This window comes from Halodurantibacterium flavum (genome assembly GCF_042681825.1).
Classification (GTDB): Bacteria; Pseudomonadota; Alphaproteobacteria; order Rhodobacterales; family Rhodobacteraceae; genus Halodurantibacterium; species Halodurantibacterium flavum.
Window position 1 is genome coordinate 244486 of the sequence record NZ_JBHUGH010000006.1, and the last position, 24250, is coordinate 268735.

General features: G+C 62.0%; 18 protein-coding genes, 4 tRNA genes and 1 other annotated feature. Of the genes, 10 read left to right on the forward strand and 12 right to left on the reverse strand.

Annotated elements, in window-relative coordinates; translation table 11 throughout:
- The first annotated feature begins 1 nt into the window (after position 1).
- Positions 2-1117 (forward strand): glycosyltransferase family 4 protein, encoded by a 1116-nt coding sequence (locus ACFSGJ_RS09680; protein WP_390261128.1) that lies wholly within the window; start codon positions 2-4, stop codon positions 1115-1117.
- Between the two features lie 166 nt (positions 1118-1283).
- Here ACFSGJ_RS09680 and ACFSGJ_RS09685 read toward each other — a convergent pair.
- Positions 1284-1360, reverse strand: a tRNA-Pro gene (locus ACFSGJ_RS09685).
- 138 nt (positions 1361-1498) lie between these two features.
- On the opposite strand from ACFSGJ_RS09685, the gene ACFSGJ_RS09690 reads away from it, so the two are divergent.
- Positions 1499-1582 (forward strand) — tRNA-Leu (locus ACFSGJ_RS09690).
- 222 nt (positions 1583-1804) lie between these two features.
- Here ACFSGJ_RS09690 and ACFSGJ_RS09695 read toward each other — a convergent pair.
- Together ACFSGJ_RS09695 and ACFSGJ_RS09700 are read right to left on the reverse strand one after the other, a co-directional pair.
- Positions 1805-1879: transfer RNA gene (locus ACFSGJ_RS09695), tRNA-Asn, on the reverse strand.
- A gap of 90 nt (positions 1880-1969) precedes the next feature.
- The gene (locus tag ACFSGJ_RS09700) at positions 1970-2860 is read right to left on the reverse strand and encodes an MBL fold metallo-hydrolase (protein WP_390261130.1); all 891 of its coding nucleotides are present in this window, start codon (positions 2858-2860) and stop codon (positions 1970-1972) included.
- 43 nt (positions 2861-2903) lie between these two features.
- Between ACFSGJ_RS09700 and ACFSGJ_RS09705 the strand changes: the two genes are divergently transcribed.
- The gene (locus ACFSGJ_RS09705; RefSeq protein ID WP_390261131.1) at positions 2904-4223 is read left to right on the forward strand and encodes an ATP-binding protein; all 1320 of its coding nucleotides are present in this window, start codon (positions 2904-2906) and stop codon (positions 4221-4223) included.
- Between the two features lie 23 nt (positions 4224-4246).
- Here ACFSGJ_RS09705 and htpX read toward each other — a convergent pair whose 3' ends face one another.
- Complete coding sequence (htpX, locus tag ACFSGJ_RS09710; protein WP_390261133.1) at positions 4247-5182, reverse strand: zinc metalloprotease HtpX; 936 nt, start codon at positions 5180-5182, stop codon at positions 4247-4249.
- Between the two features lie 371 nt (positions 5183-5553).
- Between htpX and ACFSGJ_RS09715 the strand changes: the two genes are divergently transcribed.
- Both ACFSGJ_RS09715 and ACFSGJ_RS09720 read left to right on the forward strand, forming a co-directional pair.
- A tRNA-Ser gene (locus tag ACFSGJ_RS09715) sits at positions 5554-5643 on the forward strand.
- Between the two features lie 198 nt (positions 5644-5841).
- Entirely contained in the window at positions 5842-6183 is a 342-nt protein-coding gene (locus tag ACFSGJ_RS09720; protein WP_390261202.1) for a helix-turn-helix transcriptional regulator, read from the forward strand.
- Here ACFSGJ_RS09720 and ACFSGJ_RS09725 read toward each other — a convergent pair.
- From ACFSGJ_RS09725 to guaA, 3 genes are all read right to left on the reverse strand, one after another.
- Positions 6119-6973 (reverse strand): universal stress protein, encoded by an 855-nt coding sequence (locus ACFSGJ_RS09725; protein ID WP_390261134.1) that lies wholly within the window; start codon positions 6971-6973, stop codon positions 6119-6121. The genes ACFSGJ_RS09720 and ACFSGJ_RS09725 overlap by 65 nt on opposite strands.
- A gap of 11 nt (positions 6974-6984) precedes the next feature.
- Positions 6985-8481 carry a SulP family inorganic anion transporter gene (locus ACFSGJ_RS09730; RefSeq protein WP_390261136.1) on the reverse strand — a complete coding sequence of 499 codons (1497 nt, stop codon included), beginning with the start codon at positions 8479-8481 and terminating at the stop codon, positions 6985-6987.
- Between the two features lie 72 nt (positions 8482-8553).
- Positions 8554-8609: a sequence feature (sul1 is cis-regulatory element that is thought to sense ions involved in sulfur or methionine metabolism; They are found in Alphaproteobacteria), on the reverse strand.
- Positions 8610-9147: 538 nt separating this feature from the next.
- Positions 9148-10713, reverse strand: a complete 1566-nt coding sequence (gene guaA, locus ACFSGJ_RS09735; protein ID WP_390261138.1) for a glutamine-hydrolyzing GMP synthase — start codon at positions 10711-10713, stop codon at positions 9148-9150.
- 155 nt (positions 10714-10868) lie between these two features.
- Here guaA and ACFSGJ_RS09740 point away from each other — a divergent pair, with 155 nt between their 5' ends.
- Positions 10869-12413, forward strand: a complete 1545-nt coding sequence (locus tag ACFSGJ_RS09740; protein WP_390261140.1) for a trimethylamine methyltransferase family protein — start codon at positions 10869-10871, stop codon at positions 12411-12413.
- 16 nt (positions 12414-12429) lie between these two features.
- Here the strand turns inward: ACFSGJ_RS09740 and ACFSGJ_RS09745 are convergent, their stop codons facing one another.
- Complete coding sequence (locus tag ACFSGJ_RS09745; protein WP_390261142.1) at positions 12430-12816, reverse strand: DUF6477 family protein; 387 nt, start codon at positions 12814-12816, stop codon at positions 12430-12432.
- Between the two features lie 210 nt (positions 12817-13026).
- Here ACFSGJ_RS09745 and ACFSGJ_RS09750 point away from each other — a divergent pair, with 210 nt between their 5' ends.
- The gene (locus ACFSGJ_RS09750) at positions 13027-14181 is read left to right on the forward strand and encodes a DUF6456 domain-containing protein (RefSeq protein WP_390261144.1); all 1155 of its coding nucleotides are present in this window, start codon (positions 13027-13029) and stop codon (positions 14179-14181) included.
- 728 nt (positions 14182-14909) lie between these two features.
- On the opposite strand, the gene ACFSGJ_RS09755 is transcribed toward ACFSGJ_RS09750, so the two are convergent.
- The 4 genes from ACFSGJ_RS09755 to ACFSGJ_RS09770 all read right to left on the reverse strand — a co-directional run bounded on the left by ACFSGJ_RS09755 (position 14910) and on the right by ACFSGJ_RS09770 (position 19294).
- Positions 14910-15119, reverse strand: coding sequence for a KTSC domain-containing protein (locus ACFSGJ_RS09755; RefSeq protein ID WP_107975435.1), 210 nt, complete (start codon positions 15117-15119; stop codon positions 14910-14912).
- Positions 15119-16936, reverse strand: a complete 1818-nt coding sequence (locus ACFSGJ_RS09760) for an ATP-binding protein (RefSeq protein ID WP_390261146.1) — start codon at positions 16934-16936, stop codon at positions 15119-15121. Before ACFSGJ_RS09760 ends, ACFSGJ_RS09755 begins: the two co-directional genes overlap by 1 nt.
- Entirely contained in the window at positions 16933-18147 is a 1215-nt protein-coding gene (locus ACFSGJ_RS09765; protein ID WP_390261148.1) for an SIR2 family NAD-dependent protein deacylase, read from the reverse strand. The genes ACFSGJ_RS09760 and ACFSGJ_RS09765 overlap by 4 nt, the downstream gene beginning before the upstream one ends.
- A gap of 355 nt (positions 18148-18502) precedes the next feature.
- Entirely contained in the window at positions 18503-19294 is a 792-nt protein-coding gene (locus ACFSGJ_RS09770; RefSeq protein WP_390261150.1) for a WYL domain-containing protein, read from the reverse strand.
- 71 nt (positions 19295-19365) lie between these two features.
- On the opposite strand from ACFSGJ_RS09770, the gene ACFSGJ_RS09775 reads away from it, so the two are divergent.
- The 3 genes from ACFSGJ_RS09775 to ACFSGJ_RS09785 all read left to right on the forward strand — a co-directional run bounded on the left by ACFSGJ_RS09775 (position 19366) and on the right by ACFSGJ_RS09785 (position 24221).
- Positions 19366-20502, forward strand: coding sequence for an exonuclease SbcCD subunit D (locus ACFSGJ_RS09775; protein WP_390261151.1), 1137 nt, complete (start codon positions 19366-19368; stop codon positions 20500-20502).
- Positions 20499-23579, forward strand: a complete 3081-nt coding sequence (locus ACFSGJ_RS09780) for an AAA family ATPase (protein WP_390261153.1) — start codon at positions 20499-20501, stop codon at positions 23577-23579. The genes ACFSGJ_RS09775 and ACFSGJ_RS09780 overlap by 4 nt, the downstream gene beginning before the upstream one ends.
- 393 nt (positions 23580-23972) lie before the next feature.
- Positions 23973-24221 carry a hypothetical protein gene (locus ACFSGJ_RS09785; RefSeq protein WP_107975429.1) on the forward strand — a complete coding sequence of 83 codons (249 nt, stop codon included), beginning with the start codon at positions 23973-23975 and terminating at the stop codon, positions 24219-24221.
- Positions 24222-24250 lie beyond the last annotated feature (29 nt).

Sequence of the window (24250 nt, forward strand, 5' to 3'; positions counted from 1 at the left end):
GTTGAAGACCGTTCATGTTGTTTTTGAATCGCCGCAGGCGCGATCGTCCGGCGCGGCCCTGCGCAACCGGGCGCTGGGATCTAGCCTTTCGCGCCTTGGTCCGTCCAGCCTTATTGCGGTGCAGGATCATTTTGCCGGCGGCAACGGGCGCCCCGAGCGCAAAGCCTCTCGGATCGAGGCGCGGATACCGGCCGAGGTCATCAAGAGCGTCCTGCACGCCGTCGCGGCGCAGGCACCCGATGCGGTCATCATCGACGGGATCTATCTGGGCGATGTGGCCCATGCGCTGGTCGAGGCTGGGCATCGCGTGATCCTCGACATGCACAATATCGAAAGCGCGTTGCAGCAGGAAATCGACCTCGCCCGCCGCGGATGGATCGCACGGCTTTTCTACCGCAACCGGTGGAAACAGGGGCGCGACGCCGAAGGCGCGCTTGCCAAACGGGTGGCGGGGGTCTGGCTCTGCTCCGCGCAAGACGCGGATATTCTGCGGCGGATCGCGCCGGATCATGCGCCGATTGCGGTCGTTCCGAACCCGGTGCCGGAGTGGTGTCAGGCGGCGGACCCCGCGCCTGCAGCGCAGAGCGGTGCGAATGCGATCTTTGTCGGTCACCTCGGTTATCGGCCGAACGACCGCGCCGCACGACGGCTGATCCGGCAGATCCAGCCGATTCTGCGCGCGCGGCTGCCGGACTTTTCGCTGACGATCTGCGGCCGCAGCCCTGGGCGCCGCCTGCGCGCCATGGGGGCGGGGCAGGCGGGGGTCGAGCTTGTGGCGGACCCGCCCGATCTTGCACCGTTCTACAGCCGGGCTGCGATGACCCTGATCCCGCTGACCGAAGGCGGCGGCACGCGGCTCAAGGTACTGGAGGCGCTGGCGCTGGGTGTGCCGGTCATCGCCACGGCCAAGGCCGTCGAGGGGATCGCCGTCGTGGATCAGGAAACCTTCCTCGCCGCCGAGACGGATGAGGATTTTGCTCGCGCCGCCGAGCGCCTCGCCAGGGACGACGCGTTGCGTGCCGCACTGGCCAGACGGGGCTACGACTTCGTTGCAGCCCATCATATGGCCCCGGCGATCGACCAGGCGGTGGCGGCGGGGCTTGGGCAACCGGGCTGATGATTTGAAACGTAGCCCCGGGTCCGATGCGCATAGGGGCAGGTTTGGCGTCGACTTCGGGACGTGCCTTCCGGCGCCTGGAACCAAACGGGTTCCGCCGGAATCCTGGCTTGACCGGGGATAAACAGGTCCGTTTTTCGGGAAAGGAAGCCTCGGTCGCCTCCAATGGTCGGGGCGAGAGGATTCGAACCTCCGGCCTACGGTACCCAAAACCGTCGCGCTACCAGGCTGCGCCACGCCCCGACGCGCCTTCCTTATCCGCTGGGCCAGACATTGAAAAGGGGGCGCGACCCCGCCCCGGATTTTTCTGAGCGCGGGCGCAGGCCGATCGCGCCTCGCTTCTTGACTCCGCACCCGCCGCGAAGGATACAGCCAGTCGATGCGGGCGTGGCGGAATGGTAGACGCGAGGGTCTCAAACACCCTTTCCTCACGGAGTGTCGGTTCGAGTCCGACCGCCCGCACCAGTTTCAGCAGGAGGATCGAGATCGCCGGAAGGTGGGTTCCTGACGCGGGTTTTCGCGGCAGCGTCGCCTGAACTGGCTGCTTTGACGCCGGCTTGGCAAATTGCAGGACAACCGCCCGAACAGGAGTAACGCTCACAACCGGTTGCCGCGTCCCGGATTGTGTCCTGACAACGGGTGTTTCGCCATGATTTACTTGAAAAATAGGACCTTAAGCAGGTCTCATGGCTCCGGCGGTAGGGATCGAACCTACGACCAATTGATTAACAGTCAACTGCTCTACCGCTGAGCTACGCCGGAACACGGGGGCGATATAGCAACCGATTCCGGGGGCGTCCAGAGGCAATTTGCAGAAAAGATGACAGCATCTGCGGGTAGGCCGTGCCAGGGTCATGGCCTGTGGAATCTCGCCTCCGGATGGGGCGCGGGATGACAGGCGACAAGACCCCTTTCGTGCAGGTCGATCAGGTGGGCCAGCACATTGCGTTCTGCCGCGGTAAAAAGGGCAGGGGCCAGATCGCTGCCATAGACCCTCTGCCGCAGCTCGGCCGGGGTCGCGCCTGCGGGCCCTGCGGCCAGAACGGCGGCGAGGATCGCCCTCTCACGCGAGCGGCGATGGGCGACAAGCTCTGCCAGCCGGAATGCGGGATCATCGACCGCGTCGCCATGGCCGGGCCACAGCCGGCGCGGGCCGAGCGACATGATCCGCGAAAGCGAGGCCATATAGGCCCCCATGTCACCATCAGGCGGAGAGATCAGCGAGCTTGCCCAACCCATCACAAGATCGCCGGTAAAGATCTCGTCGCCCCATTGCAGGCAGATGTGGTTCCCGAAATGGCCCGGAGTCCAGAGCGCCCGCAGCACCCAGCCTGGCCCCGAGATTTCCTCTCCATCCCCCAGGCACCGATCGGGGACAAAGCTGGCATCGACACCCTCGCCCCCGCCGATGCCCGCCTCGGCCAGATTTTGCATCAGCGGGCTGCGGCCCGAGGTCCAGTTGCCGAACGCAAGCACAGGCGCACCCGTCCGTTTCGAAAGCCCGCGGGCGAGCCCCGCGTGATCCAGATGGGCATGTGTGACCAGAATGTGGCTGACACGCTCATCCGGCCCCAGGGCACCCAGGATCGCGTCAAGATGCGCAGGCAGATCCGGGCCCGGGTCGATCACCGCAACCTGCCCCCGGCCAACCATATAGGTATTCGTGCCCGGCCCCGTCATGGGCGAGGGGTTCGGGGCACAGAGCAGGCGCAGGCCGGGGGCGATTTCACGCGCGGCGGTCACGGCTGCCCTTTCTTCCTGCGGGCGTGGCGGATAGGGTTCTGCAATGGTCTTCGGCTGGTTCAAACGTACGATGCCCCGCGGTCTTTATGGCCGGGCGGCGCTTATCCTCATCGTGCCCATCGTCACGATCCAGCTCGTCGTGTCCATCACTTTCATCCAGCGCCATTTTGAGCGTGTGACGCAGCAGATGACTGCAAATATCGTGCTGGAACTGAACTATGTGCTGCGGCTGATTGACGGGGCGGCCAGTGTCGAAGAGGCCCGGGAACGCCTCGAACCCCTCGCGGATCCGCTCGCGCTGCGGCTGGTCCTGCCGGCGCCCGTCCTGCGCGAGGATGCACGCCGCTTTTACGATCTTTCGGGGCGCCAGGTCATTGCCACGCTGCACCAGAGCCTGCCGAACACACGCGCAGTCGATCTTCTGGACGATCAGCGTCTGGTGCAGGTGCAGATCGACACGGATCTGGGGCTGCTGGAGGTCGGGCTGTCGCGTGGTCGCGTTTCGGCCAGCAATCCGCATCAGCTTCTGGTGTTGATGATCGTGACCGGGGTGCTGATGACCTTCATCGCCTATGTCTTTCTGCGCAACCAGATGCGCCCGATCCGCCAGCTTGCGGCAGCGGCAGAGGCGTTCGGCAAGGGCCGCTCCGTTGCCTATCGGCCACGCGGCGCGATCGAGGTGCGGGCCGCAGGCGCAGCATTTCTCGACATGCGGGCGCGGATCGAACGGGCGATCGAACAGCGTACATTGATGCTCTCGGGCGTCAGCCACGACCTTCGCACACCGCTGACGCGGATGAAGCTGGGTCTCTCGATGCTCGACCCGTCCGAGGATGTCGCGGCCCTGGAACAGGACGTGGCCGAGATGGAGCATCTTCTCGATGCCTTTCTCGCCTTTTCTCGGGGCGAGGCGCTGGACGATCCCGAAAGCTGCGATCCTGCGCAGATCCTCCATCGGGTGGTGGAAAAAGCGCAGCGGGCCGGGCAACCCGTGGCAATCGGACTGGTCGAGGGGCAGGGGCGGGCCATGCTGCGTCCCATGGCGGTAGAGCGTGCGCTGGAAAACCTGATCTCCAATGCAGTGCGCTATGGCTGTCGCGCCGAGGTCCATCTGACCGTGACCGACCGCGCAATCCGCTACACGGTCGAGGATGACGGGCCGGGCATTCCCCCGGATCAGCGCAGCCTCGCGCTCCGCCCGTTCACGCGGCTTGATGAGGCGCGCAACCAGAACAAGGGGTCGGGGGTGGGCCTCGGCCTGTCCATTGCGCTCGATGTGGCGCGGGGGCACGGCGGGACGCTCCGCCTTGGCCAGAGCGACCGGATGGGCGGGCTGCGGGCCGAACTGGTTCTGGCGCGCTGATCGGCCCCGGCCTTGTTCCGTCGTCAGGCCCAGGGCCCGCGATCCCGGCCGCGCTCACGCCCGGTTTGGGGAAATCGGCTCTGCCCCGCGGCCCGTTCCGGTGCCGTCGCGGGGCGAGCCTGTTCGCCGCCGGCCATCTGACGCAGGGCCGCGATCCGGTTCGCGGTGGCGGGATGGGTCGAAAACAGCTTGTCATGCGCATGGGCATGAAGCGGGTTGATGATGAACATATGTGCCGTTGCCGGGTTACGCTCGGCCGCCTGGTTGTCAATCCGCTGCGCAAGCCCCTCGATCCGCCCCAGCGCGGAGGCGAGCCAGAGCGGCTGACGACAGATTTCCGCGCCGATGCGGTCCGCCTCATATTCCCGGGCGCGGCTGATCGCCATCTGCACCAGCGCCGCCGCAAGGGGCGCCAGGATCATCACCGCCAGCGTCCCGAGCATCCCCATGGGCCGGTCACGGCTGCCCCCGAAGAACAGCGCGAAATTGGCGAGCATCGAGATCGCACCGGCAAAGGTCGCGGTGATCGTCATGATCAGCGTGTCGCGGTTCTTGATATGCGCCAACTCATGCGCCATCACGCCGGCCACCTCTTCGGCGGTCAGCTGCTGCAGCAGCCCGGTGGTGGCCGCAACGGCGGCATTTTCGGGGTTCCGCCCGGTCGCAAAGGCGTTCGGCTGCGGCGTGTCGATGATATATACGCGAGGCATCGGCAACTCGGCGTTCCGGGCCAGATCCCGGACCATCCGCCAAAGCTCGGGCGCGGTCCGTTCATCGACCTCGCGCGCGTTGTGCATCCGCAGCACCGCCTTGTCGGAATTGTATAGCGCAAAGAGGTTCATGCCCGCGGCAAAGACCAGGGCCATGATCATCCCGCTCTGCCCGCCCAGCATGAGGCCGATCCCCATGAAAAGCGCCGTCATCGCCGCAAGCAGAAGTGCCGTCCGCGTATATCCCATACCTGCCTCCATGTTCATGATGGATATGGAGGGGGCAGCAACGGCTGGCAAGCCCGGCCCCGCCTGTCACAGTTCGCCGGGCGTCGCGTTTGGCAGAAGCGTCGTGGCCGTTGGTACAGGGTTGGTTGCTCGGCTTTCGCCTCTCGCGCATCCTTCGCAGACACGCGAAAGCGTGGTGAGCGGAATCGTCTGCCCATCCCCTATCCGGCACGAAAACGCCGTTTGCGGGAGGCGACGGCGTCTCGCTTCCTGCCGCTCGCCCCACTTGCCGCCCCCATCAAAACAAATCAAAAAAACCGCCGCCTTGCCCGCCTGCCAGACGCTCAGAAAACCGCTTGTTCTCACTTCCCTTGCCCCTTATACGGGTCGGCGGAGACGTGGCCGAGTGGTCGAAGGCACACCCCTGCTAAGGGTGCAGACGGGAAACCGTCTCGAGGGTTCGAATCCCTTCGTCTCCGCCACTTCCTTTGGACAGTATCGCGCAGATCCCTTTGTTTGATCGGCGTCGGCTGCATTCGTCGCGTTCTCGCCTGGGAATCCGCCATACATTTTGCGCTACGATATGCCATGCATCGCGCAAGCTTCAGCATGCGCACCGGAACCGTCCGATGGCCGTCAAGGCTCGCTCCGCTGTCGAGCTGTGCGGGATGGCTCAAGCCATGGACCGCCGCAATGATCTTCTTCTTGTCACCGCTTTCGCCGACACACTTCGCGAAACACGTCAGGCGGCTAGCCTCGCGCAAGAGGATCTGGCGGAACGCGCTGATGTGTCAGCGCGCTTTATCTCGTTCCTGGAGACGGGAAAGCGCCAGCCCTCCTTGAGCGCAGCCCGGAGGCGATGGGCACCCGGGGAGTTCTCCAGCGGAGCGCATGTGATGTCGATCTTTCCAAGATATCCGTCGCGCACTGATCGACGTCGCCGGCGCAGCGGGGGACTTACCGATAAAGCAGCACGGGGATCTGGACCGCCTGCACCATGGCCGTGGTGGTCGAGCCGATGATCAGGCTGCGGATGCGGCTGTGGCCGTAGGCGCCCATCACCAGAAGGTCATGGCCCGCATCGGCGACCACGGATTGAAGCACATCTTCCGGTTCTCCCTCGACGATCCTGGCGCTGGTCTGCAGCCCGGCTGCGGAGAGGGTCAGGACGGCATCGTCCAGCCTGTCGCGCATCGCCACCCTGTCGCTGCCGGCGTAGAGCAGGGTGACCGCGAGGTCCCTGAACACCGGGCTTTGCGACATACGCTCGACCGCCTTCATCGCAGAAGGGCTGCCGTCATAGGCTACCAGCACCTTGCTGATCGGCCTGAAGGCCCGCGAGGCCACAAAGACCGGCACCTTCGACGTCCGCACGATGCGTTCAAGGTTGGAGCCCAGGTGTCCGGCCGCGAAATCAGCGGCCTCGCCGCGCTTGCCGATGACGATGGCCCGAAGATCAGGCTCCACGTCCCGCACGGCGTCCAGAATATCGCCCTTGCGGAGGTGAGCCCTGACCGTCCCGACATTCTCCGCCTGCAGGATCTGTTGCGCATCCTCCAGGATGGCACGGCCCTTGGTCATGGCAAGCCGCGCGCGTTGTTCGTCGGCGGCGGCCAGTTCCTCCAGAAGGGCGGACCGCGCGCCCAGCCGCAGCGATCCGGACAGATCCTGCCGGGCCGCGCCTTCACGCCGGCCAAGGACGTGCATGACGTCCACCGATGCCTTCAGGCGGCCGGCGATCCAGGCGGTGTGGTGGCAGACGCTTTCGGAATAGACCGATCCGTCCACCAGTGCGAGTATCTTGCTGGTCATTGTGTCCTCCCTCAATGCGCCATCAGCTTGTCGAGCGCGCCGGGCTTGTCATGGATGGCCAGCTTGTCGACCAGCGTTTCCGATGCCTCGTTCATGCCGATCAACTGAACCTCGGCGCCCTCACGGCGGAACTTCAGGATCGCCATGTCCAGCGCCTGGACCGAGCTGATGTCCCATATATGTGCGCGGCTGACGTCGATGATGACCTTCTCGACGGCCTCCTTGAAGTCGAAGGCCGCGGCGAAATCCTCGGCCGATCCGTAGAAGAGCTGCCCCTCGACGACATAGGTCCGCGTCCGCCCGTCCCCGGACAGGGTGGAGCGGATGCGGAACAGTTGCGCGATCTTGGCGGCAAAGAAGATCCCCGACAGCATCACGCCGACCAGCACCCCGATGGCAAGGTTGTGCGTGTAGACCACTGTGACGACAGTCGCGATCATCACCACGGAGGACGACCGCGGATGCGTCCGCAGGTTCTTCAGCGACGACCAGCTGAACGTGCCGATCGACACCATGATCATGATCGCCACCAGCGCCGGCATCGGGATGATCCCCACCAGATCGCCGAGCCCTACGACGAGGATCAGAAGCACGACGCCGGCCGTGAAGGCCGAGAGCCGCCCGCGCCCGCCGGACTTCACGTTGATGATCGACTGGCCGATCATCGCACAGCCCGCCATCCCGCCGATGAAGCCGGTCGCGGTATTGGCGATCCCCTGGCCGATGCATTCCTGGTTGCGGTCCGATTTGGTATCGGTCAGGTCGTCCACGATGTTCTGCGTCATCAGGCTTTCCAGCAGGCCCACGACCGCGATGGCGGCGGAATAAGGCAGGATGATCAGCAGCGTCTCGACCGTCAGCGGGATATCGGGAACGAGGAACACGGGCAATGTATCTGGCAACGCGCCCAGGTCGCCCACCGTCCGCACGTCCCAGCCCATCGCGACCACAAGCGCGGTCAAGGCGATGATCGTGACCAGGGGCGAAGGAACTGCGGTCGTCAGGCGCGGGAAGAGGTAGATGACCGCAAGCCCCGCGGCGACAAGCGCCCAGGTCAGCCAGGTCACGCCGGGGGTGCCGAAATCGAGTTCCGGCAGCTGCGCCATGAAGATCAGGATCGCCAGCGCATTGACGAACCCGGTCATCACCGATTTCGACACATAGCGCATGAAGCGGCCCAGCTTCAGCAGCCCCGCGCCGATCTGCAAAAGGCCTGCCAGCACGGTGGCGGCAAACAGGTATTCCAGCCCGTGGTCGCGCACGAGCGTGATCATCAGGACGGCCGTCGCCGCCGTCGCGGCCGAGATCATCCCGGGCCGCCCGCCGACAAAGGCGATCAGCACCGCGATGGAAAAGCTGGCGTAAAGCCCGACCTTGGGGTCCACGCCGGCGATGATGGAAAAGGCGATCGCCTCGGGGATCAATGCCAGGGCGACGACAAGCCCCGACAGCAGATCGCCACGGATGTTGCCGAACCACTGGTTGCGGTATTCCGAGAGTGTAATCATGAACTGTCCAATGCCCCGCGTCGGGAGGTCTTTCGCAAGACGTTCCGGTGGTCCGTTCGGGGTTCTTCAAAGGATTGTCCGGCGGATCAGCGGCCGGAAGAGCCACCCGGAATCTCACCGGGTCCTTGCGTTTGGCAATGTTCTAGACGGGGGCGGCGCCGAAGATCAACCTGCAAGATGCATTTGGGCCGGGCTTTGGCCAACGGTGACGAGCGGCTGCCAACCAGAAACATGCTGGCGCCCGTGACGGGTTCATCCTTGTCGGCTCCTCAGGGCCATTGCGGTCGGATTGCGGCGGGCCATCCCGACCGTGTCCAGGGGCCCGTCCTGTCTTCGTTTTCACCCTGCAGGATGCCACCGTTTTGGTCGAACTCGCCGAAGCTCTTCGCCTCCTTGATACGGCGCTTTTCGCGCTGCTTATCAATGGCTGGCGACCGTCCCTCGCTGATCGCTCGCTGGGTGTCCAGGCAGAGTTCCCGGCGCGCCAGCGAGATTCCATCTCGGTCATACTTGCTCAGGTAGACCGTCTCGCGTCGCCGATTCAGCCGACAGTCCAGCCTGAACGAAACGGTGCCGATGGCCCGACGCGCAATACATGCCGTCGGGATCCGTCACCTTGCACGTTTTACTGTGGCGTGATTCCGTATACATCCGGACAGGCCAAGATCATTCCCACTCGATCGTGCCTGGCGGTTTCGACGTGATGTCATAGGTCACGCGGTTGATGCCGCGCACCTCGTTGATGATCCGGGTCGCGGTTTCCCCGAGGAATTCGTGGGTAAAGGGGTAGTAATCCGCCGTCATCCCGTCGACCGAGGTCACCGCACGCAGCGCGCAGGCATAGTCATAGGTGCGCCCGTCGCCCATCACGCCCACCGTGCGCACCGGCAGAAGGGCGACAAAGGCCTGCCAGATCGCGTCGTAAAGCCCGTGCTTGCGGATCTGGTCGATATAGACCGCATCCGCCTGCCGCAGGATATCGAGCTTTTCGCGCGTGATCTCGCCGGGGCAGCGGATGGCAAGGCCGGGACCGGGGAAGGGGTGGCGGCCGATGAAATGGGCAGGCAGGCCAAGTTCGCGCCCCAGCGCGCGCACCTCGTCCTTGAAGAGTTCGCGCAGCGGCTCCACCAGTTTCATGCCCATCTTTTCGGGCAGGCCGCCGACATTATGGTGCGACTTGATCGTGACCGACGGCCCGCCCGAGAAGCTGACGCTTTCGATCACGTCCGGATAGAGCGTCCCCTGAGCAAGGAATTCAGCCCCGCCGACGGATTTCGCGTGTTTCTCGAACACCTCGACAAAGAGGCGCCCGATGGTCTTGCGCTTGACCTCGGGGTCGGACACGCCTTCGAGCGCGCCGAGGAAGAGGTCGGCCTCATCCGCGTGGATCAGGGGGATGTTGTAGGTGTCGCGGAACATCGCCACGACCTCTTCGGCCTCGTTCTGGCGCATCAGCCCGTGATCGACAAACACGCAGGTCAGCTGGTCGCCGATCGCCTCATGGATCAGGACGGCGGCGACCGAACTGTCGACCCCGCCCGAAAGTCCGCAGATGACGCGGGCATCGCCCACCTGTTCGCGGATCTTGCGGATCGCCTCTTCCTTGTAGGCGCCCATCGTCCAGTCGCCGGAAAATCCCGCCAGCCGCACGAAGTTCTGCAAAAGGATCCGCCCGTTCGGGGTGTGATGCACCTCGGGGTGGAACTGCACCGCATAGAAATGGCGGGATTCGTCGCCCACGATGGCCAGCGGCGCATTGGGCGAGGTCCCGATGACCTCAAAGCCCGGCGCGAGATGCGTGACGCGGTCGCCATGGCTCATCCAGACTTCTTCGCGCCCGGCGGCAAAGAGCCCGGCAAAGATACCGTCCTTGCGATGCCCGGCGGCCGGTTCGACGAAGGCGCGGCCGAATTCGCGGTGATGGCCGGATTCGACCTTGCCGCCCAGCTGCTCCATCATGATCTGCTGGCCATAGCAGATACCCAGAACCGGCAGGCCAAGCTCGAACAGCTCTTGCGGGGCGCGGGGGCTGCCTGCCTCGGGGACGCTTGCCGGTCCGCCCGACAGGATGATCGCCTTTGCGCCGAAATCGCGCAGGAAGGCGGCGTCAACCTTGTTGAACGGATGGATTTCGCAATAGACGTTCAGTTCACGCAGGCGCCGCGCGATAAGCTGCGTGACCTGGCTGCCGAAGTCGATGATGAGAAGGCGGTCATGGGCGATCTGGGTCATGGCCAGCCTTTAGGCCCTCGTCCCGTTTCGTGCAAGGCCCTGCGCAAGGGCAGGTGGCCCGATGTCGGATTCGCGTCGCAGATGACGCAAAACGCCTGTGCCCGGCCGGACGATGGGCGTATCAGGGGCGGAATATCGCCGTCAGGAGGTTCAGCATGAGTGACGTTGCAGCAGGTCGCCGGGTTCGCGGGGGTGGGGGTGCCGCACGTCGTGCCGAGCGGTCGGCGGTGAGCCTCGATACTGCCCGTTTCATCGAGCGCAACATCCCCAATCTCGAAATTCTCAACGAAGAGGCGCTCCAGATCATCGAATGGAACGCCGAGACGGTGCTGGAGGAAGTCGGCGTCAATTTCGTCGAGAACCCCGCCGCGCTGGAGCTTTGGCGGGGGGCAGGGGCCCAGGTCGAAGGAGAGCGGGTGCGCATCCCGCGTGGCCTTGCGCGCCAGCTTTGCGCCACGGCGCCGTCGCGCATCGTGCAGCACGCCCGGAACCCGGCGCGGAACGTGGAGATCGGGGGGCGGTCATTGGTGCTGGCGCCTGTCTATGGCCCGCCTTTCGTGCGCGACGCCACGGGCGGCCGGCGCTATGCGACGATGGAGGATTTCCGCAATTTCGTGAAGCTGGGCTATATGTCCAAATGGCTGCACCATTCCGGTGGGACGGTGTGCGAGCCGACGGATATCCCGGTCAACAAGCGCCATCTGGACATGCTGCTGGCGCATATGACGCTGTCGGACAAGCCCTTCATGGGGTCGGTGACGGAACCGAGCCGCGCGCAGGATTCGGTCGAGATGTGCGAGATCCTGTTCGGGCGGGAGTTTGTGCAGCAGAACACGGTGATGACCTCGCTCATCAACATCAACTCGCCGCTGACATTCGATTCGGTGATGATGGGCGCGCTGGAAGTTTATGCGCGCAACAACCAGGCCTGCGTGATCTCACCGTTCATCGTAGGCGGGGCGATGGCGCCGGTTTCGGTCGCAGGGACGCTGACCCAGGTGCTGGCCGAGGTTCTGGCGGGCGTCGCCTACAGCCAGCTCGTGCGCAAGGGTGCGCCGGTGATCTTTGGCGCCTTCGTCACCTCGATCGACATGAATTCCGGCGCGCCGACCTTTGGCACACCCGAGGCGAGCCACATCACCTATGGCGCCGGGCAACTGGCGCGGCGGCTCGGGCTGCCCTATCGTTCGGGCGGGGCGTTCTGCGGGTCGAAACTGCCCGACGCGCAGGCGGCCTATGAAAGCGCGAACAGCCTGAACATGGCGCTGCTCTCGGGCGTCAACTTCATGCTGCACGCCTGTGGCTGGCTGGAGGGCGGGCTGGTCAGTTCCTACGAGAAATTCGTGATGGATGCCGATCAGCTGGGCGTTCTGCACCATCTGGCCAAGGGCGTGGACGTGTCCGAAAACGGCCAGGCGATGGGCGCGATCCGCGAGGTCGGACCGGGCGGGCACTATCTGGGGTGTGCCCATACGCAGGCGAACTTCAAGGATGCCTTCTGGCGGACCGACCTTCTGGACTACAAACCCTTCGAGACCTGGGAAGAAGAGGGCGCGCGCGATACCGTGGCGCTCGCCTCGGCCCGGGTGGACCGGCTGCTGCGGGACTACCAGCAGCCGCAGATCGACCCGGGCGTGCAGGAGGGGCTGCAGGATTACGTCGCGCGGCGCAAGGAATCGATGCCCGACGCCTTTGTCTGATCAGCCGGGACGCTGATCAGCTGACAAGGCGCAACCGCGCCGGCCCGGCCCCAGTGTCCCGTTGCAGGGACAGGGGTTTTTGGGGCAGGGCGGGACGCGGCAGCAGCCGCGCCTCGCACAGGATGGCGATCATCACGCCGACATGGCGCAGAAGGTCATAGCACCCGTCATCGGCCCGGCGCTGTTCGTCCAGCCGCGCCTCTGCCTCCAGCAGCAGTTCCAGCGCCCGGACCGGGCCGGGCAGCTCCCCCACGATTCGCAACAGGCGTCGCAGATCGCGCGTGCGCCGGTAATCCGCCGTGCCGATGCGCGCCGTCCGGATCAGAAGCGGCGGGCGGCGCAGGGTCTGCAGCACCTCCAGCACGTCCAGCCCTGCGAATGCGGCAATATCTATCTGGCTCATCGGTCATCCCCTGAATAAAGCTTCGGGGTGAGATTACTCAACCTATGCGTGTGTTGCGGAATCCGCCATCCTAGCGTTCGCACCTTTCAGAAGAGTTTAGGAATTTCCGCCAATCATCAGTAACTGTTCGATTATTAACCGCCGAGTAACGATTGCATCCAATTTTCGTTAACCATCTTCTGGATGAACGAAGACGCAAGGAGGCTACGCATGACCGCTGCGCAACAGGATATGACACCCCTTCCGGCGTGGCTGCCCGATGCCGTCCGGATCTACCTGTCGCATACCGAGCGGGGCGTGTCTTTGCGCGCCCTTGCCCGGGCCGAGGGGTGCCACGCGTCGACCGTCTTGCGTCAGGTGCGGAGGTTCGAGAACCGCCGCGACGATCCTCTGGTGGATGAGGCGCTTGCGCGCATCGGCAGGGCCGGGCTGGCCCGATCGGACAAGACCGTCCCGGTTTCCACGGGTTCCCTTTCCAAGGATATGACAATGACTGCACCCATTCGCGCCGACGCCCTTGTTTCCGACGAAGTTACCCTGGCCCGCGAGGCGCGGCGCGTCCTGCGCCGGCTGTGCGAACCGGGTGCCGTGCTGGTCGTCGCGCCGGGGATGGAAAAGGCTGCCGTGCTGCGGGAACTTCCCGACGGCATGACCGCCCGCGTGGCCGTACTGGATCGCCACATCGCCGAGGCCTTCGCGCTCAAGGACTGGATCACCTGCCGCAGGTCGGGCCGTGTGGCGCGGTATGAGGCGACCGCCGCCGGCCGCGCCGCCGTCCGCCGCTTTCTGGCCGAGGACGAGGCGCAGGCCGCACGGGGCATGGCAGGGGGCATTGCGGAAGCCGCGATGCCCTTTGCCGCCCAGCATCGCATCTGGGGTGAGAAACTGGTCGAGGAGGGGCCGCACCAGCCCGCCCGCAAGATGCGTTACAACGTGGCGGAAAGCCCTGTGGCGGCGCTGGCGCGGCGGCGCGACAAGGACGGCACCCCCTTCCTGAGCGCCGATCTGGTGGCGGCAGGCGAGCGGCTGCGAGAGGATTTCGAGCTTGCGCAGATGGGGCCGCGCGTCGCCCAGAACTGGGACCGCTTTCTGACCGGGGGCGCGCGCGGCGCGTTTCAGCCAGGCGCCGGCCCCGCCGATGGCCCGCGCGGTGCCCGGGACCGGGTTGCGGCGGCGCTGCGCGATCTCGGCCCCGGGCTGGGCGACATGGTGCTGCGTTGCTGCTGCTATCTGGAGGGGTTGGAGCAGGCCGAGCAACGCCTCGGCTGGTCCGCGCGGTCGGGCAAGATCGTGCTGCGCATCGCCCTTCAGCGCCTTCGCCTTCACTACGACGAGGTCGCGGGGCCCGAGCCGCTGATCGGGTAAGGCTCCGGCTACCTGGTGTGCGGGTCCGGGTCTGGCCGGAGGCCGACCCGAAGCCCGCCCGAAGGCCTTCCGGTCAGCGTGATCCAGAGCGTGCTGATAGGATGCATGCCGCATATCGCCCAACACGATCGGGAAGTGGTGGAATGGCCCGTTGCACAGCTGCAGTTGGGAGATCTGGCGTTTCGCGGCTCGACCTCCCGCCCTGACGCAATCAGGGGGTGGATTTGCTACAACTCCGTGCGCCATTGCGAAATGACAGGTTGGACGCATCCGTTGGCTTCAAATGGTTACATGTGTTAGAGGGTTTTCAAAATACAGGGTGGCACAACTGTTGCCGCTTTGGCGTGACATGAAATCAATATGACCAAACAATATCTTAAAGGCGGAAAAGTCTTCGCTGTCGCCCCCATGATGGATTGGACGGCTAATTCTTAAATTACTCTATGTAATCAAATGATAAGGTGATCCTCATCTGTACCAAGTACCAAATTCTTACTTGGTGCGGGTCTGATGTGCCTGGAGGATGATCAAGGGATCAGGGCGTGTACCAAGGTCTGGCTGGCCCTTGGTGTCAGCTAGGCGATCAATCACAAACTCCGGCCACGCGTGTCGTAGCCGCTTGAGCAGCTTTGCGCTTGGGTCTGAATGCGGGCCGCCCGTCTCTGAGATGCATTCTAGTAGAGGCCAGGCGCTGCTTGAAGACCTCGACGCGATTTCAATGCGGCGCGCTAGAGCTTTGCTTCAGGGTAGTGCCCCTTAATTTCCGCATTGAAAAAACGACCTAGAGAGTCGGCGGTTATTAGGCGCTCGTACATGAAGGCAGGCACGTTGAAATACTGATAAACTCCGCCATGCCTGAATTGGACTTCGAGCGTCTCTAATTCCGGGTCGTAGCCGACCTCTGCCAAGTTGCTGGAAGTTACTGGCTGTCGTTCCATCAATTTCCTCCCTCGTTCTCGCCTTCGTTCTCGCCCACTTCTGGTGGCTTCCACTTTGGATCCTGCGCACGCCATACCGCGACAAGCTCATCATAGTTTTCAGGCCCCCGGAGGCGCTTCCAACTGTCAGCTACAAGCGGGTCTTCGCTGTTTGGGCGACGGTCTTTGGGTGGGAGAGTGACGCGGCAGCGAACTGGAAGTCGCGCAGCCTCGCCGGTTATGATCGCTTCGCCAGTCCTTAGAACCGAGAGGCTATCGGCAATGCCGCTCAGGTTGTCGGGCAACGCGGCTTGTACCTTGCTGCGGTCAGTAGAGTTGGTGAGGCGCAACGCGACAAAGGTCCCACACTGGGAAAGAATGGTGTCGTCAATTTCCGAAGGACGCTGGCTGACGATCATTGCGCCGATACCAAATTTCCGTCCCTCTTTTGCGATTCTCTGAACCATCTCGCGCGCAGGGTTGTCGGATTCTCGACCAAGATACCGGTGAGCTTCCTCCATAACAACGAGTTGAGGCCGCTTTCGGCCGCCCTCATCGCGCTCGCGACCCCAGAAGAGCGCTTCATAGATAATCGACAGAATCGCCCCGATCAAATCTAGAAGAACCGCGCTAGGAATACCCGACAGATCAAGCACCGTTATCGCCTTCTCGTGGCCGATCCAGCTTTCGAGGAGGGATGGAAGGTCATTCGTTACGTGGCCCGTCAGGTCAGGCTCCCATTCACCGGGCTTGAGCAGGAACTCGAACTGACGATCGAGCATTCGTGATCGCATTCGATCGAGCTGCTTGCGGATTCCGAGCACACCGATGTTGTTCTGGTAAGGTGCTGAGTTCGTTGTTGTGTGCGGCTGGTAGGCTGGTTGACGAAGTGTGATCGCATCGCCAGGCTGAATGATCGCCGGCTGTGTCTTGGCCTGATCGAGCCAGGTTTTGACTTCTGGTTCGATCAGCTCGAGCCAGAGGCTACGCAAGCTGTACGGAATAGGGCTGTCGACGGTCATCGAACTCAGATCGACACCAGGCAAATTGTCTGCTTGAGCAATCGCGCTTTTGGCAGCGAAGATCTTGTCGAGTATTGCGGTCGTTGCGCGATCATCCAACTTCCCGCACAGAAAATTGAGTATTTCGGCCGGCCGTAGTGCCCAATACGGAATGACCAGCTGCTTCTCGCCCACTCCGGGTGTGATCCGAAAAATTTCAGCGTTGTCGGCGAGCGCGCTGGCATATTCGCCGTGGATATCGAGTAAGAGAACGCGCGCGCTCGGAAAGCCTGCTCCGTCAGGCGCCGAGATTGACCGCAACAAGCTAGAGACGGTCGTGGACTTGCCCGACCCGGTCGAGCCGAGCACTGCGCTATGGCGCGTGACTAGCTTGTCGAGGTCCAGGCGGACTGGGATGCTCTCGGCGTTAGCAAGTCGCCCGACTATCACTTGTCCGGAAAACTCTGCACCGTAGATCTTGGCCAGATCCTCTTCTGTGACCAGATGCACTTCATCGTTCACGTTCGGATACTGGCTGATGCCTCGCTCAAACGAGGCCTCGACAATCTCGCCAATAAGCTGAACGGTCAGCCATCGTTCGCCGCGGTCTAGCGCATCGACTAGCGTCACCGGTGTAGCACTTGCTCCGACCTCTGATATGATAGCATAAAGATCATGATAACCCTGTGGTATCCGCACAAAGCTGCCGACCTGACCTACCCGGTAGCTTCGTCCTCCGATGATCGCGATACCCGAAGCGACGCCCTCGAACTGACGCACACTTACGGTCGAACCTGCGACAGAGCCGACATGGCCGAGAAGAGTAGGGGCGTTCATTTGGCCTCCGCCGCGGTGACGGCTGTCGGTAGTGGCACCTCTGCTGCCAATGCTGCTAGATCCGGTTGTGTCGGAAATGCTTGAACCGATCGTGATGCCGCGAAGAAGCGAGCAAAGGGCTCTATTGCACCGAGCGTGAAGTTTCCTTTGTCGTCCATGTAGGTCGACCTTATCGGCCCCCAATCCTTGCTCGGAAGTTCGGCCGGAGCTTTCCATGCGCCGCGCGTGCCGTTCACCTTGGCCTGGTCACGTGCATAGACGCTAAAGTTAGGCAGACGGCGCGCGAGGTCGCACGCCGGACCCTCTTCATCTAGAATCTTGTACTGGAATGCGAATACGCTGGCGGATGGATTGGCTGCGAGCGCTTCATCGATCCGGGCCGCGATGTGTGCATCGGCAAAAGAAAATCCGATAGAGATGAGTAGCGTGTCGGGGGTGAGCAGGAACGTACGAAGGCGATCGAGCAACGCTGCGTAGGGCGCTTTCTGTGTTTGATCGTATTTCAGGTGTTCGGGGAAGACGAGGTGACTTGCTGAGCTTTGGCCCGTGCGGATCACTTCGCCCTTCGCGCTTGCACGCCAGCCGAGCGATCCATGGAGCTTCCATAGCCGCGTCCAGCGAGCGGGAAGATCGCTGCGCGACACTGAGACGGGGTCGAAGAATGGTTCGCGACCGCCCGTGAAGCCATCGAAGTACGGCGCTCGTACAGATTCGAAGGCTTCTTCGAACAGCAAGTCGTAGTTCGTGGTGAAAATCTCAATAGGATAGTCACGCGTTGTGCCCGTGATCCAATTCACGAGATCTGCATAAGCTGATCCGGTCTCGGGCAATCGGACGTCCACGATCTTGCCTATCTCGGAGCAGATCGCTTCTCCGAAAGTCACAAAGCCTGGGCCGTCGAGATCGTGGACTTTCGACGAACCAATCACCTGGCTCAGGGAGCGAATCCTCGAAAGGATCGTCTCGATGTCGTGCTGCGCGAGCTCGGCTTTCAGGCCATCAATTTGTTTTTGATAGGTTGGGGCAAGTGTTGTGAGGACTTGGTCCGTGAGCCCCGCAACTGCTGGGATGAGCGGATAGGTGCCATCGGGCTTGGCCATTCCGGCAGAAGCTCCAGCGCCAACTAGCAGCCCGATCCGCTTGCGGCCCTGCGCGACGATCGTCCTAAGCGCCGCCATATACTGATCGGGATTATGAACACTTACAGTCAACTTACGCTCCCTCAACGCTTGCTTCTGCATCCCTGCATCTAGCTCTGGTTCAATATTCCACGCCCGATCTCACCCGTCTATTGTAATCTCTTGAGAAAGCTATGGTTTCCTAGAAGGATTGGATGTGATCGCGGTTGCGAGCGGCGGAATTTAGTTTGCATACAAAGGAGGCAAGTCTTGCACATGCTCCGGATCTGGCTGCGCCATGATTTTTTGCTCTGTCGGGTCTCCATTCGAAAGGACGTCTTGTTGTGTGGATTTGACTAATCTAACTCGGAAAACGGATGCTGTATGATTAACTGCTTTTCAAAGCCGGCGCGGCGCTGAGTTTCCAGTGTGTTTTCGTAGCGCTAACTCACGAATCCAATTCTTCGATCATATCTAGTTCGAGACGGGCATTATTTTCATTGAGACGCCATCGTCTTACGACGTAGAATGCGAGCGCTCTTCGAGTTTTGACCGTAATATGTGTTTCCTCTTGAAATCCGTATTCCCGACGGACAACGCGCGCCTGTGCATCCGAAAGGCTCGAATGCGGACGTATCCACAAACGCACGATGCTGTGCCAATCAGTGTCAAAGGGTAGGGGAGAGGGCCTCTCCCGCGTCTCTGCTTCGGATTGTTTAGTTATTCTTATAGGGAGATAATCCCGGTGCGTGTTGTGTTTGTAACTCCACGCACGGAGATGGATCGCCTCTCCATCGAAATGAAACCGCACCGGACTAATCCACTGCGGGTCCGAGAGGCCGGTTGTCATCGAGGTGTAGGTAATCTGGATGTCTCGCTCAGCCATCATTGCGCGGTAGAGCTGCGAGACGACAGTGTGATCCATCACGCGATTGGGAAGCGGGATGCATGCGCCAAGGGATGTTGTCTTACTATCGAGCAATTCGAAAACCTGTTCCGGGCCGGCGTTAGTCAAAGGACTGTGGTTGCTCGTCGAGAAGTAAGCTTTCTCCGCGGTATCGTAGACCGGCGGCGTACCCGTCAGGGAAAGATAGGTTCGAAAGTCTACGGCAGCCTGTGCCATTGAGATATCAAAACGTTCCATCACGTCACGGCGGTTTGCTTGACCTCTCCAGGTCAGACATTGGTCAAGGAACAAAATTCGCTCGCGTTGCGCGTGTTTGAGGTCTTCTAGGCTCATGTGCCGGTAATACTTGACTCTTGAAGCGAAGTCCATACACTTACTGTACGTATAGAAAGTGGATTGACCTCATGCGAGTACTTCATACGGCAGATCTGCACCTGGGGCGGCAGTTCATGGGGTTGAGCCTTGAGGAGGATCATGAGGTCATCCTTCGCCAGATCCTTGAAACGCTTGTGGTCGAACGGGCCGATGTTCTTGTCATCGCAGGGGACGTTTTTGACCGTGCTTCGCCGCCAAGTTCGTCGATTCGGCAGTTCAATCGCTTCCTCAAGCGCGTAGCAGAGGAGACCGAAGCCGCTGTGGTGATGATCTCTGGAAACCACGACTCTGGCGACCGGATCGAGGCAATGTCTGTGTTTTCCACTGCGTCGCGGGTGCTGGTGCGTGGGATTGCCGACGCGGTCGAAACTCCGCTTGTGCTGCGAGACGAACATGGCGAGATCGCCTTTTCCGCACTGCCCTTTTCCTATGAATACGCCGCACGCGAGGTGTTCGGGGATGAAAGCATTAATGCGCCGTCGGAAGTCGTCGCCGCCCAGATCGCTGCGGCGAGGGGGCAGGTGCCTGATGGGGCGCGTTGGGTCGTCGTGGCCCATGCTTTCGTCGCGGGGGGGGCGGTCGGCGAGACCGAGCGCGCCCTGACGCGAGTCGGGGGCATCGAAACTGTTCCCTCCGATGTCTTCGATGGGGCGGACTATGTTGCACTAGGGCATTTGCACAAGCCGCAGGAAGTGGGTGCGAGCCATATTCGTTACTCCGGCGCCCCGCTCGCTTTCGGTTTCGACGAGGCGGGAAGCGAAAAATCCATGACTGTCGTCGATCTGAAAGCTGGAGGGGCCGAGATCCGCACCGTACCGTTCCGACCGATCCGACAGGTGCGTTCGCTTACCGGGGCATTCTCTGATCTTCTGGAAGGAACGCCGTCTGACGATTTTATCCAGGCTATACTGACGGATGAGATTCCTCTGATCGATCCGATGAAGCGTTTGCGCGCGACCTATCCCAATGCTTGCCATCTGGCCTACGCCCGGCAGGAGCGCGCGAGAGAGACCAAAGTGCTCGGCAACGGGCGGGCCGCGGTCACGCCGATCGAGATGATTGGCGATTTCATGACGGTTGTGCGGGGCCGGGAGCCAAACGCCACCGAAGTCGCGATCGTCGCGGAAAAGCTCCACGCAGCCGCCTCAGGGGAGGAGCAGACGTGAGACCCATTCGCCTATCGCTTCAAGCCTTCGGGCCGTTTGCGACAACCGAGGTGGTCGATTTCCGGTCCGCGCTGGAGACGGGTCTGTTCGGAATTTATGGTCAGACTGGCGCGGGAAAATCGACGCTGTTTTCGGCGATGTCCTTCGCGTTGTTCGGGTCACCAACCAAGACCGATCAGGAACCACGTTCACTACGCTCGGATCACGCAGCGTTGGATCTACCTACCGAAGTCGAATTTGTCTTCGAGTTGGGCACCAAGACCTACGTGATCCGTCGTCGTCCGGCGCAGGAACGTCCAAAGGCACGTGGTGAAGGGACCACTGAGGACGCGGCAGAAGCCTCGTTGTTTGATGTCACAGGGATTCCGGTAGACGCTCTTGGTCCGACTAACTCTGGCCGTGTCATTGCCGAAAAGAAGGTTTCGCTAGTGGGGCAGCAGGTCGAGGCGCTCCTTGGCTACGGGGCAGATCAGTTTCGGCAGATTGTGCTCTTACCGCAGGGCAAGTTTGAGACGTTCCTGGCCGCAAAAACGGATGCGCGGGTCGAGATATTACGGGATCTCTTCGACGTGAAGATCTATCGCGATCTCGCCGCACGGCTTAAGGAAGAAGCCTCCGAGGCAGAACGAGCGTTGCGCGACCAGCGCGCCCTCTACGTGGCTCGACTCGAGGAACGTGGCTTCGAGAGCGCCGAAGCGCTGGAACTCGGAATTGCCACAGCCGAAGCCAAAGTCGAAGAAAAGCAGGGTATTCTGCGCGGCGCGGAGATGGCTAACGAAGCCGCGCGCAAAGCTCTGACCGAAGGCGAGCAAATCGAAAAAGCATTTTCTGCTGTCGATACGGCACAGCACGCTGTCGATGATCTAGAAAAGAAAACGGGCGAGGTCGAAGAACTCGCCAAGCGGATTGAGGCTGTCCGGAATGCCTTGCAGGCCCGTTATCTTGAGACGGCTTGGCGGGATGCGGAGCAGGAAAGCCGGAATGCGGTGGAGGCTGTCACGAAGGCCGAGGCGGAACTCAACATCGCTACTGGCGCGAAGGAATTGGCGGAAAAAAAACTTGTTGAGGCACAGTCGGGCGAGGACCGGCGGCAACAAGTTCAAGCTGACCTGACAAGGTTGGAGGCGATCGAGAAGCAGGTCGGGCAGGCAGCGGATCTAAGAAGCGCGTTTGACGACGCTGCGAAGTACGAAGCTTCAGCGAAGAAGGCTCTGACCGAGGTCATAGATGCCCGAGAGAAGCTGAAGTCTAAGCGCGATGTGACCGATCTGGCGCTTGATCAAGCGCGAAAGACCGAAACGGTGCGAGGCCAGCTGAACCGTGAGCTGGCCGAGGTCAACCGAGAAAGAGCCAAGGCAGCGGCGCAAGCTAAGGCGCAAGAAGCTGTCGCGGATGCTCAACGAAATGTCGAAGTGGCATCGAACGAACTGGCGACAAGAACCGATGCGGCGCGAGCCGCTGACGCGGCCTTACTTGATGCCGAGGCACGGCTTTCGCGCACGCAAGCGATCATTCTGGCGGAAAAGTTGACCGAAGGGGCGCCATGCCCTGTATGTGGTTCCCATGATCATCCTGCGCCTGCCCATGGTACGCCCGAACAATCTGGTTTGACCGAAGCGTTTCGGAGCGCGCAGGTTCTGGCGAGAACCGCCTCCGAAGCCAGAGTTCGGGCCGAAAGTGAACTCGGCAATTTCCGAAGGCGGCTCGACGAAAAGAAGCAGGCGCTGGAGGAACAGGAACGTCCTGAGCGCACGTTGGCGGAACTCGAGGCTGAAATCGCACGGCTTGAAGGCGACGTCGCCGGGCTTGGAGAGGCGGTCGATCTGGACGCGATGGCGGAGCGGTTGGCCGAACTCAAGCGGAAGGTGATTGAGGCAGAAACCGCCGAGGCTACGGCGCGCACCGCTGCGGGAAAGGCCGAGACCGCTCTTGCCGGCGCGCGCGCCAAGCTGGACACAGTGATCGAGGCCCTGCCGGAAGGTCTGCGCACGCCCGAGGCGGTTGTCGCGCGAAGGGAGGCTTTGCAGAGAGTGCAAGGGCAACTCTCCGAGGCGCTGGAAGTGGCGACGCAACAGGACCGAGCCGCCAGTGAAGCGCTCACCCGTGCGCAAGAGCAGCTTGAAGCAGCAAAGCGGGCGCGCGACGGGCAGCAGCGGCGCGTGAAAAAGGCGCAAGGCGATTTTGGCGCTCGGCTAGCCGAGGTTGGGCTGGACAAAGCGGGATATGATGCTTGCAAGGCGCATTTTCCGACCCTCGATGCCGACCAGAAGACGGTATCCGATCATCGTGAAGGCCTGATCGCGGCGCGCACGACACTTCAGAACGCCACAGCCGCTTGCGCAGATCGTGAACGCCCGGACCTTGCCCTGCTTCAGCTGGCGTTGGCAGACGCCACCCAGACCTTGAACGCGGCCAACGCTGCACTCGCCACAGCGAGAACGAATCTATCGTCACTGACCAAATTCAAGGAATCGCTTGCCGCGGCTCTGACCGAAACCGAGCGGCTAGAAACCGAGACCGGTCCGCTTCGGGGGCTGGCTGATCTGGCTAACGGCAAGAACGATTTCAAGATGACACTCGAGACCTTCGCGATCGGAGCAATGTTCGACCAGGTTCTCGAGGCGGCGAATATGAGGCTCGACCCTATGACACGTGGTCGCTACCGGCTGACGCGCGGGCTCGAGGCATCTGGCGGTCGCGGCAAGCGTGGGCTCGAAATCGAGGTCTTCGACATCAACACCGGCAAGGCGCGCCCGACAACAACACTGTCAGGCGGCGAGACCTTTATCGCGGCACTGGCCCTCGCGCTCGGATTAGCTGATGTGGTCGAGAGCCTTTCGGGCAAGATCCGGATGGACACAATCTTCATCGACGAAGGCTTCGGGAGCCTCGACACCGAAAATGGGGCGGGCACGCTGGATCAAGTGATCCAAGTTCTTGCCGCGCTGACAGAGGGCAGTCGTGCCGTGGGCCTGATATCCCATGTGGGGCTGGTGCAAGAGGCTATTCCACAAGGCTTCTATGTGCGTTCGACCCCAAGCGGCAGCCGGGTCGAGGAAAGGAAGGGGCTGGGATGAAGGACCGTTGGTATTACCGGAAGGCACACACCCGCCGTCTGTCGACTGGGCGCACGGTGTCCGTTCGCGGCGGTTGGGCAGTTCGAGGCGATCGTGAAGGCAAGGAGGGCGCATCCTTCAGGCGGACTTGTCCAATATGCGGGGCGCTGATCGTAAGCGTGGGCATGCCCAGAGGAGGGTGGGTCCATTTTGAGGGCGGCAAAGGCCTGACACGTATTAAACATCCGTGCCTGCATCTTGGTGAAGGCCTGAGCAGGCGGCGCGACGAAGACACGCCAGACCTTTTTGAGGCGAGGCTGCCATTTTGAAATGTCACTGAAGAAGGTTGCGAAATTTGGCTCCAATCCCACATCTAGTCTCTAGAAGTAAACCAAACACCACATGGAGGATAATATGGCGGTAAATCGTAAAGGAACTTCGACCAAGGTTGCCTCGCTTGCAGCAGACACCCTTTTCAAACCTGGCTCTTCACAGATCGCCCGCAAGCTTGCTGGTTCGGCGTTGTCTCAGTCAAAGACCAATCGGCAAACCGGAGCGAAAATGGAGGACCTCGCGTCAAAGGTACTTCGCAGCGACCGTTATTCTGAAAAGACAAAGACACTTGCCGCTTCGGTGTTGTCTCAGTCGAATAAGAAGCGCTGACTGTAGACAGTAGAACAATGGTTTCGGGC

What these genes read in the sequence shown, in the direction of transcription:
- ACFSGJ_RS09785 (WP_107975429.1), top strand. Translation starts at nt 23,973, where the DNA reads ATGGCGGTAAATCGTAAAGGAACTTCGACCAAGGTTGCCTCGCTTGCA.
- ACFSGJ_RS09730 (WP_390261136.1), bottom strand. Translation starts at nt 8,481, where the DNA reads ATGATTACACTCTCGGAATACCGCAACCAGTGGTTCGGCAACATCCGT.
- ACFSGJ_RS09745 (WP_390261142.1), bottom strand. Translation starts at nt 12,816, where the DNA reads ATGAGCCAGATAGATATTGCCGCATTCGCAGGGCTGGACGTGCTGGAG.
- ACFSGJ_RS09720 (WP_390261202.1), top strand. Translation starts at nt 5,842, where the DNA reads ATGGACCGCCGCAATGATCTTCTTCTTGTCACCGCTTTCGCCGACACA.
- guaA (WP_390261138.1), bottom strand. Translation starts at nt 10,713, where the DNA reads ATGACCCAGATCGCCCATGACCGCCTTCTCATCATCGACTTCGGCAGC.
- ACFSGJ_RS09770 (WP_390261150.1), bottom strand. Translation starts at nt 19,294, where the DNA reads ATGAGCCTAGAAGACCTCAAACACGCGCAACGCGAGCGAATTTTGTTC.
- ACFSGJ_RS09755 (WP_107975435.1), bottom strand. Translation starts at nt 15,119, where the DNA reads ATGGAACGACAGCCAGTAACTTCCAGCAACTTGGCAGAGGTCGGCTAC.
- ACFSGJ_RS09775 (WP_390261151.1), top strand. Translation starts at nt 19,366, where the DNA reads ATGCGAGTACTTCATACGGCAGATCTGCACCTGGGGCGGCAGTTCATG.
- ACFSGJ_RS09705 (WP_390261131.1), top strand. Translation starts at nt 2,904, where the DNA reads ATGGTCTTCGGCTGGTTCAAACGTACGATGCCCCGCGGTCTTTATGGC.
- ACFSGJ_RS09750 (WP_390261144.1), top strand. Translation starts at nt 13,027, where the DNA reads ATGACCGCTGCGCAACAGGATATGACACCCCTTCCGGCGTGGCTGCCC.
- ACFSGJ_RS09740 (WP_390261140.1), top strand. Translation starts at nt 10,869, where the DNA reads ATGAGTGACGTTGCAGCAGGTCGCCGGGTTCGCGGGGGTGGGGGTGCC.
- ACFSGJ_RS09760 (WP_390261146.1), bottom strand. Translation starts at nt 16,936, where the DNA reads ATGAACGCCCCTACTCTTCTCGGCCATGTCGGCTCTGTCGCAGGTTCG.
- htpX (WP_390261133.1), bottom strand. Translation starts at nt 5,182, where the DNA reads ATGGGATATACGCGGACGGCACTTCTGCTTGCGGCGATGACGGCGCTT.
- ACFSGJ_RS09725 (WP_390261134.1), bottom strand. Translation starts at nt 6,973, where the DNA reads ATGACCAGCAAGATACTCGCACTGGTGGACGGATCGGTCTATTCCGAA.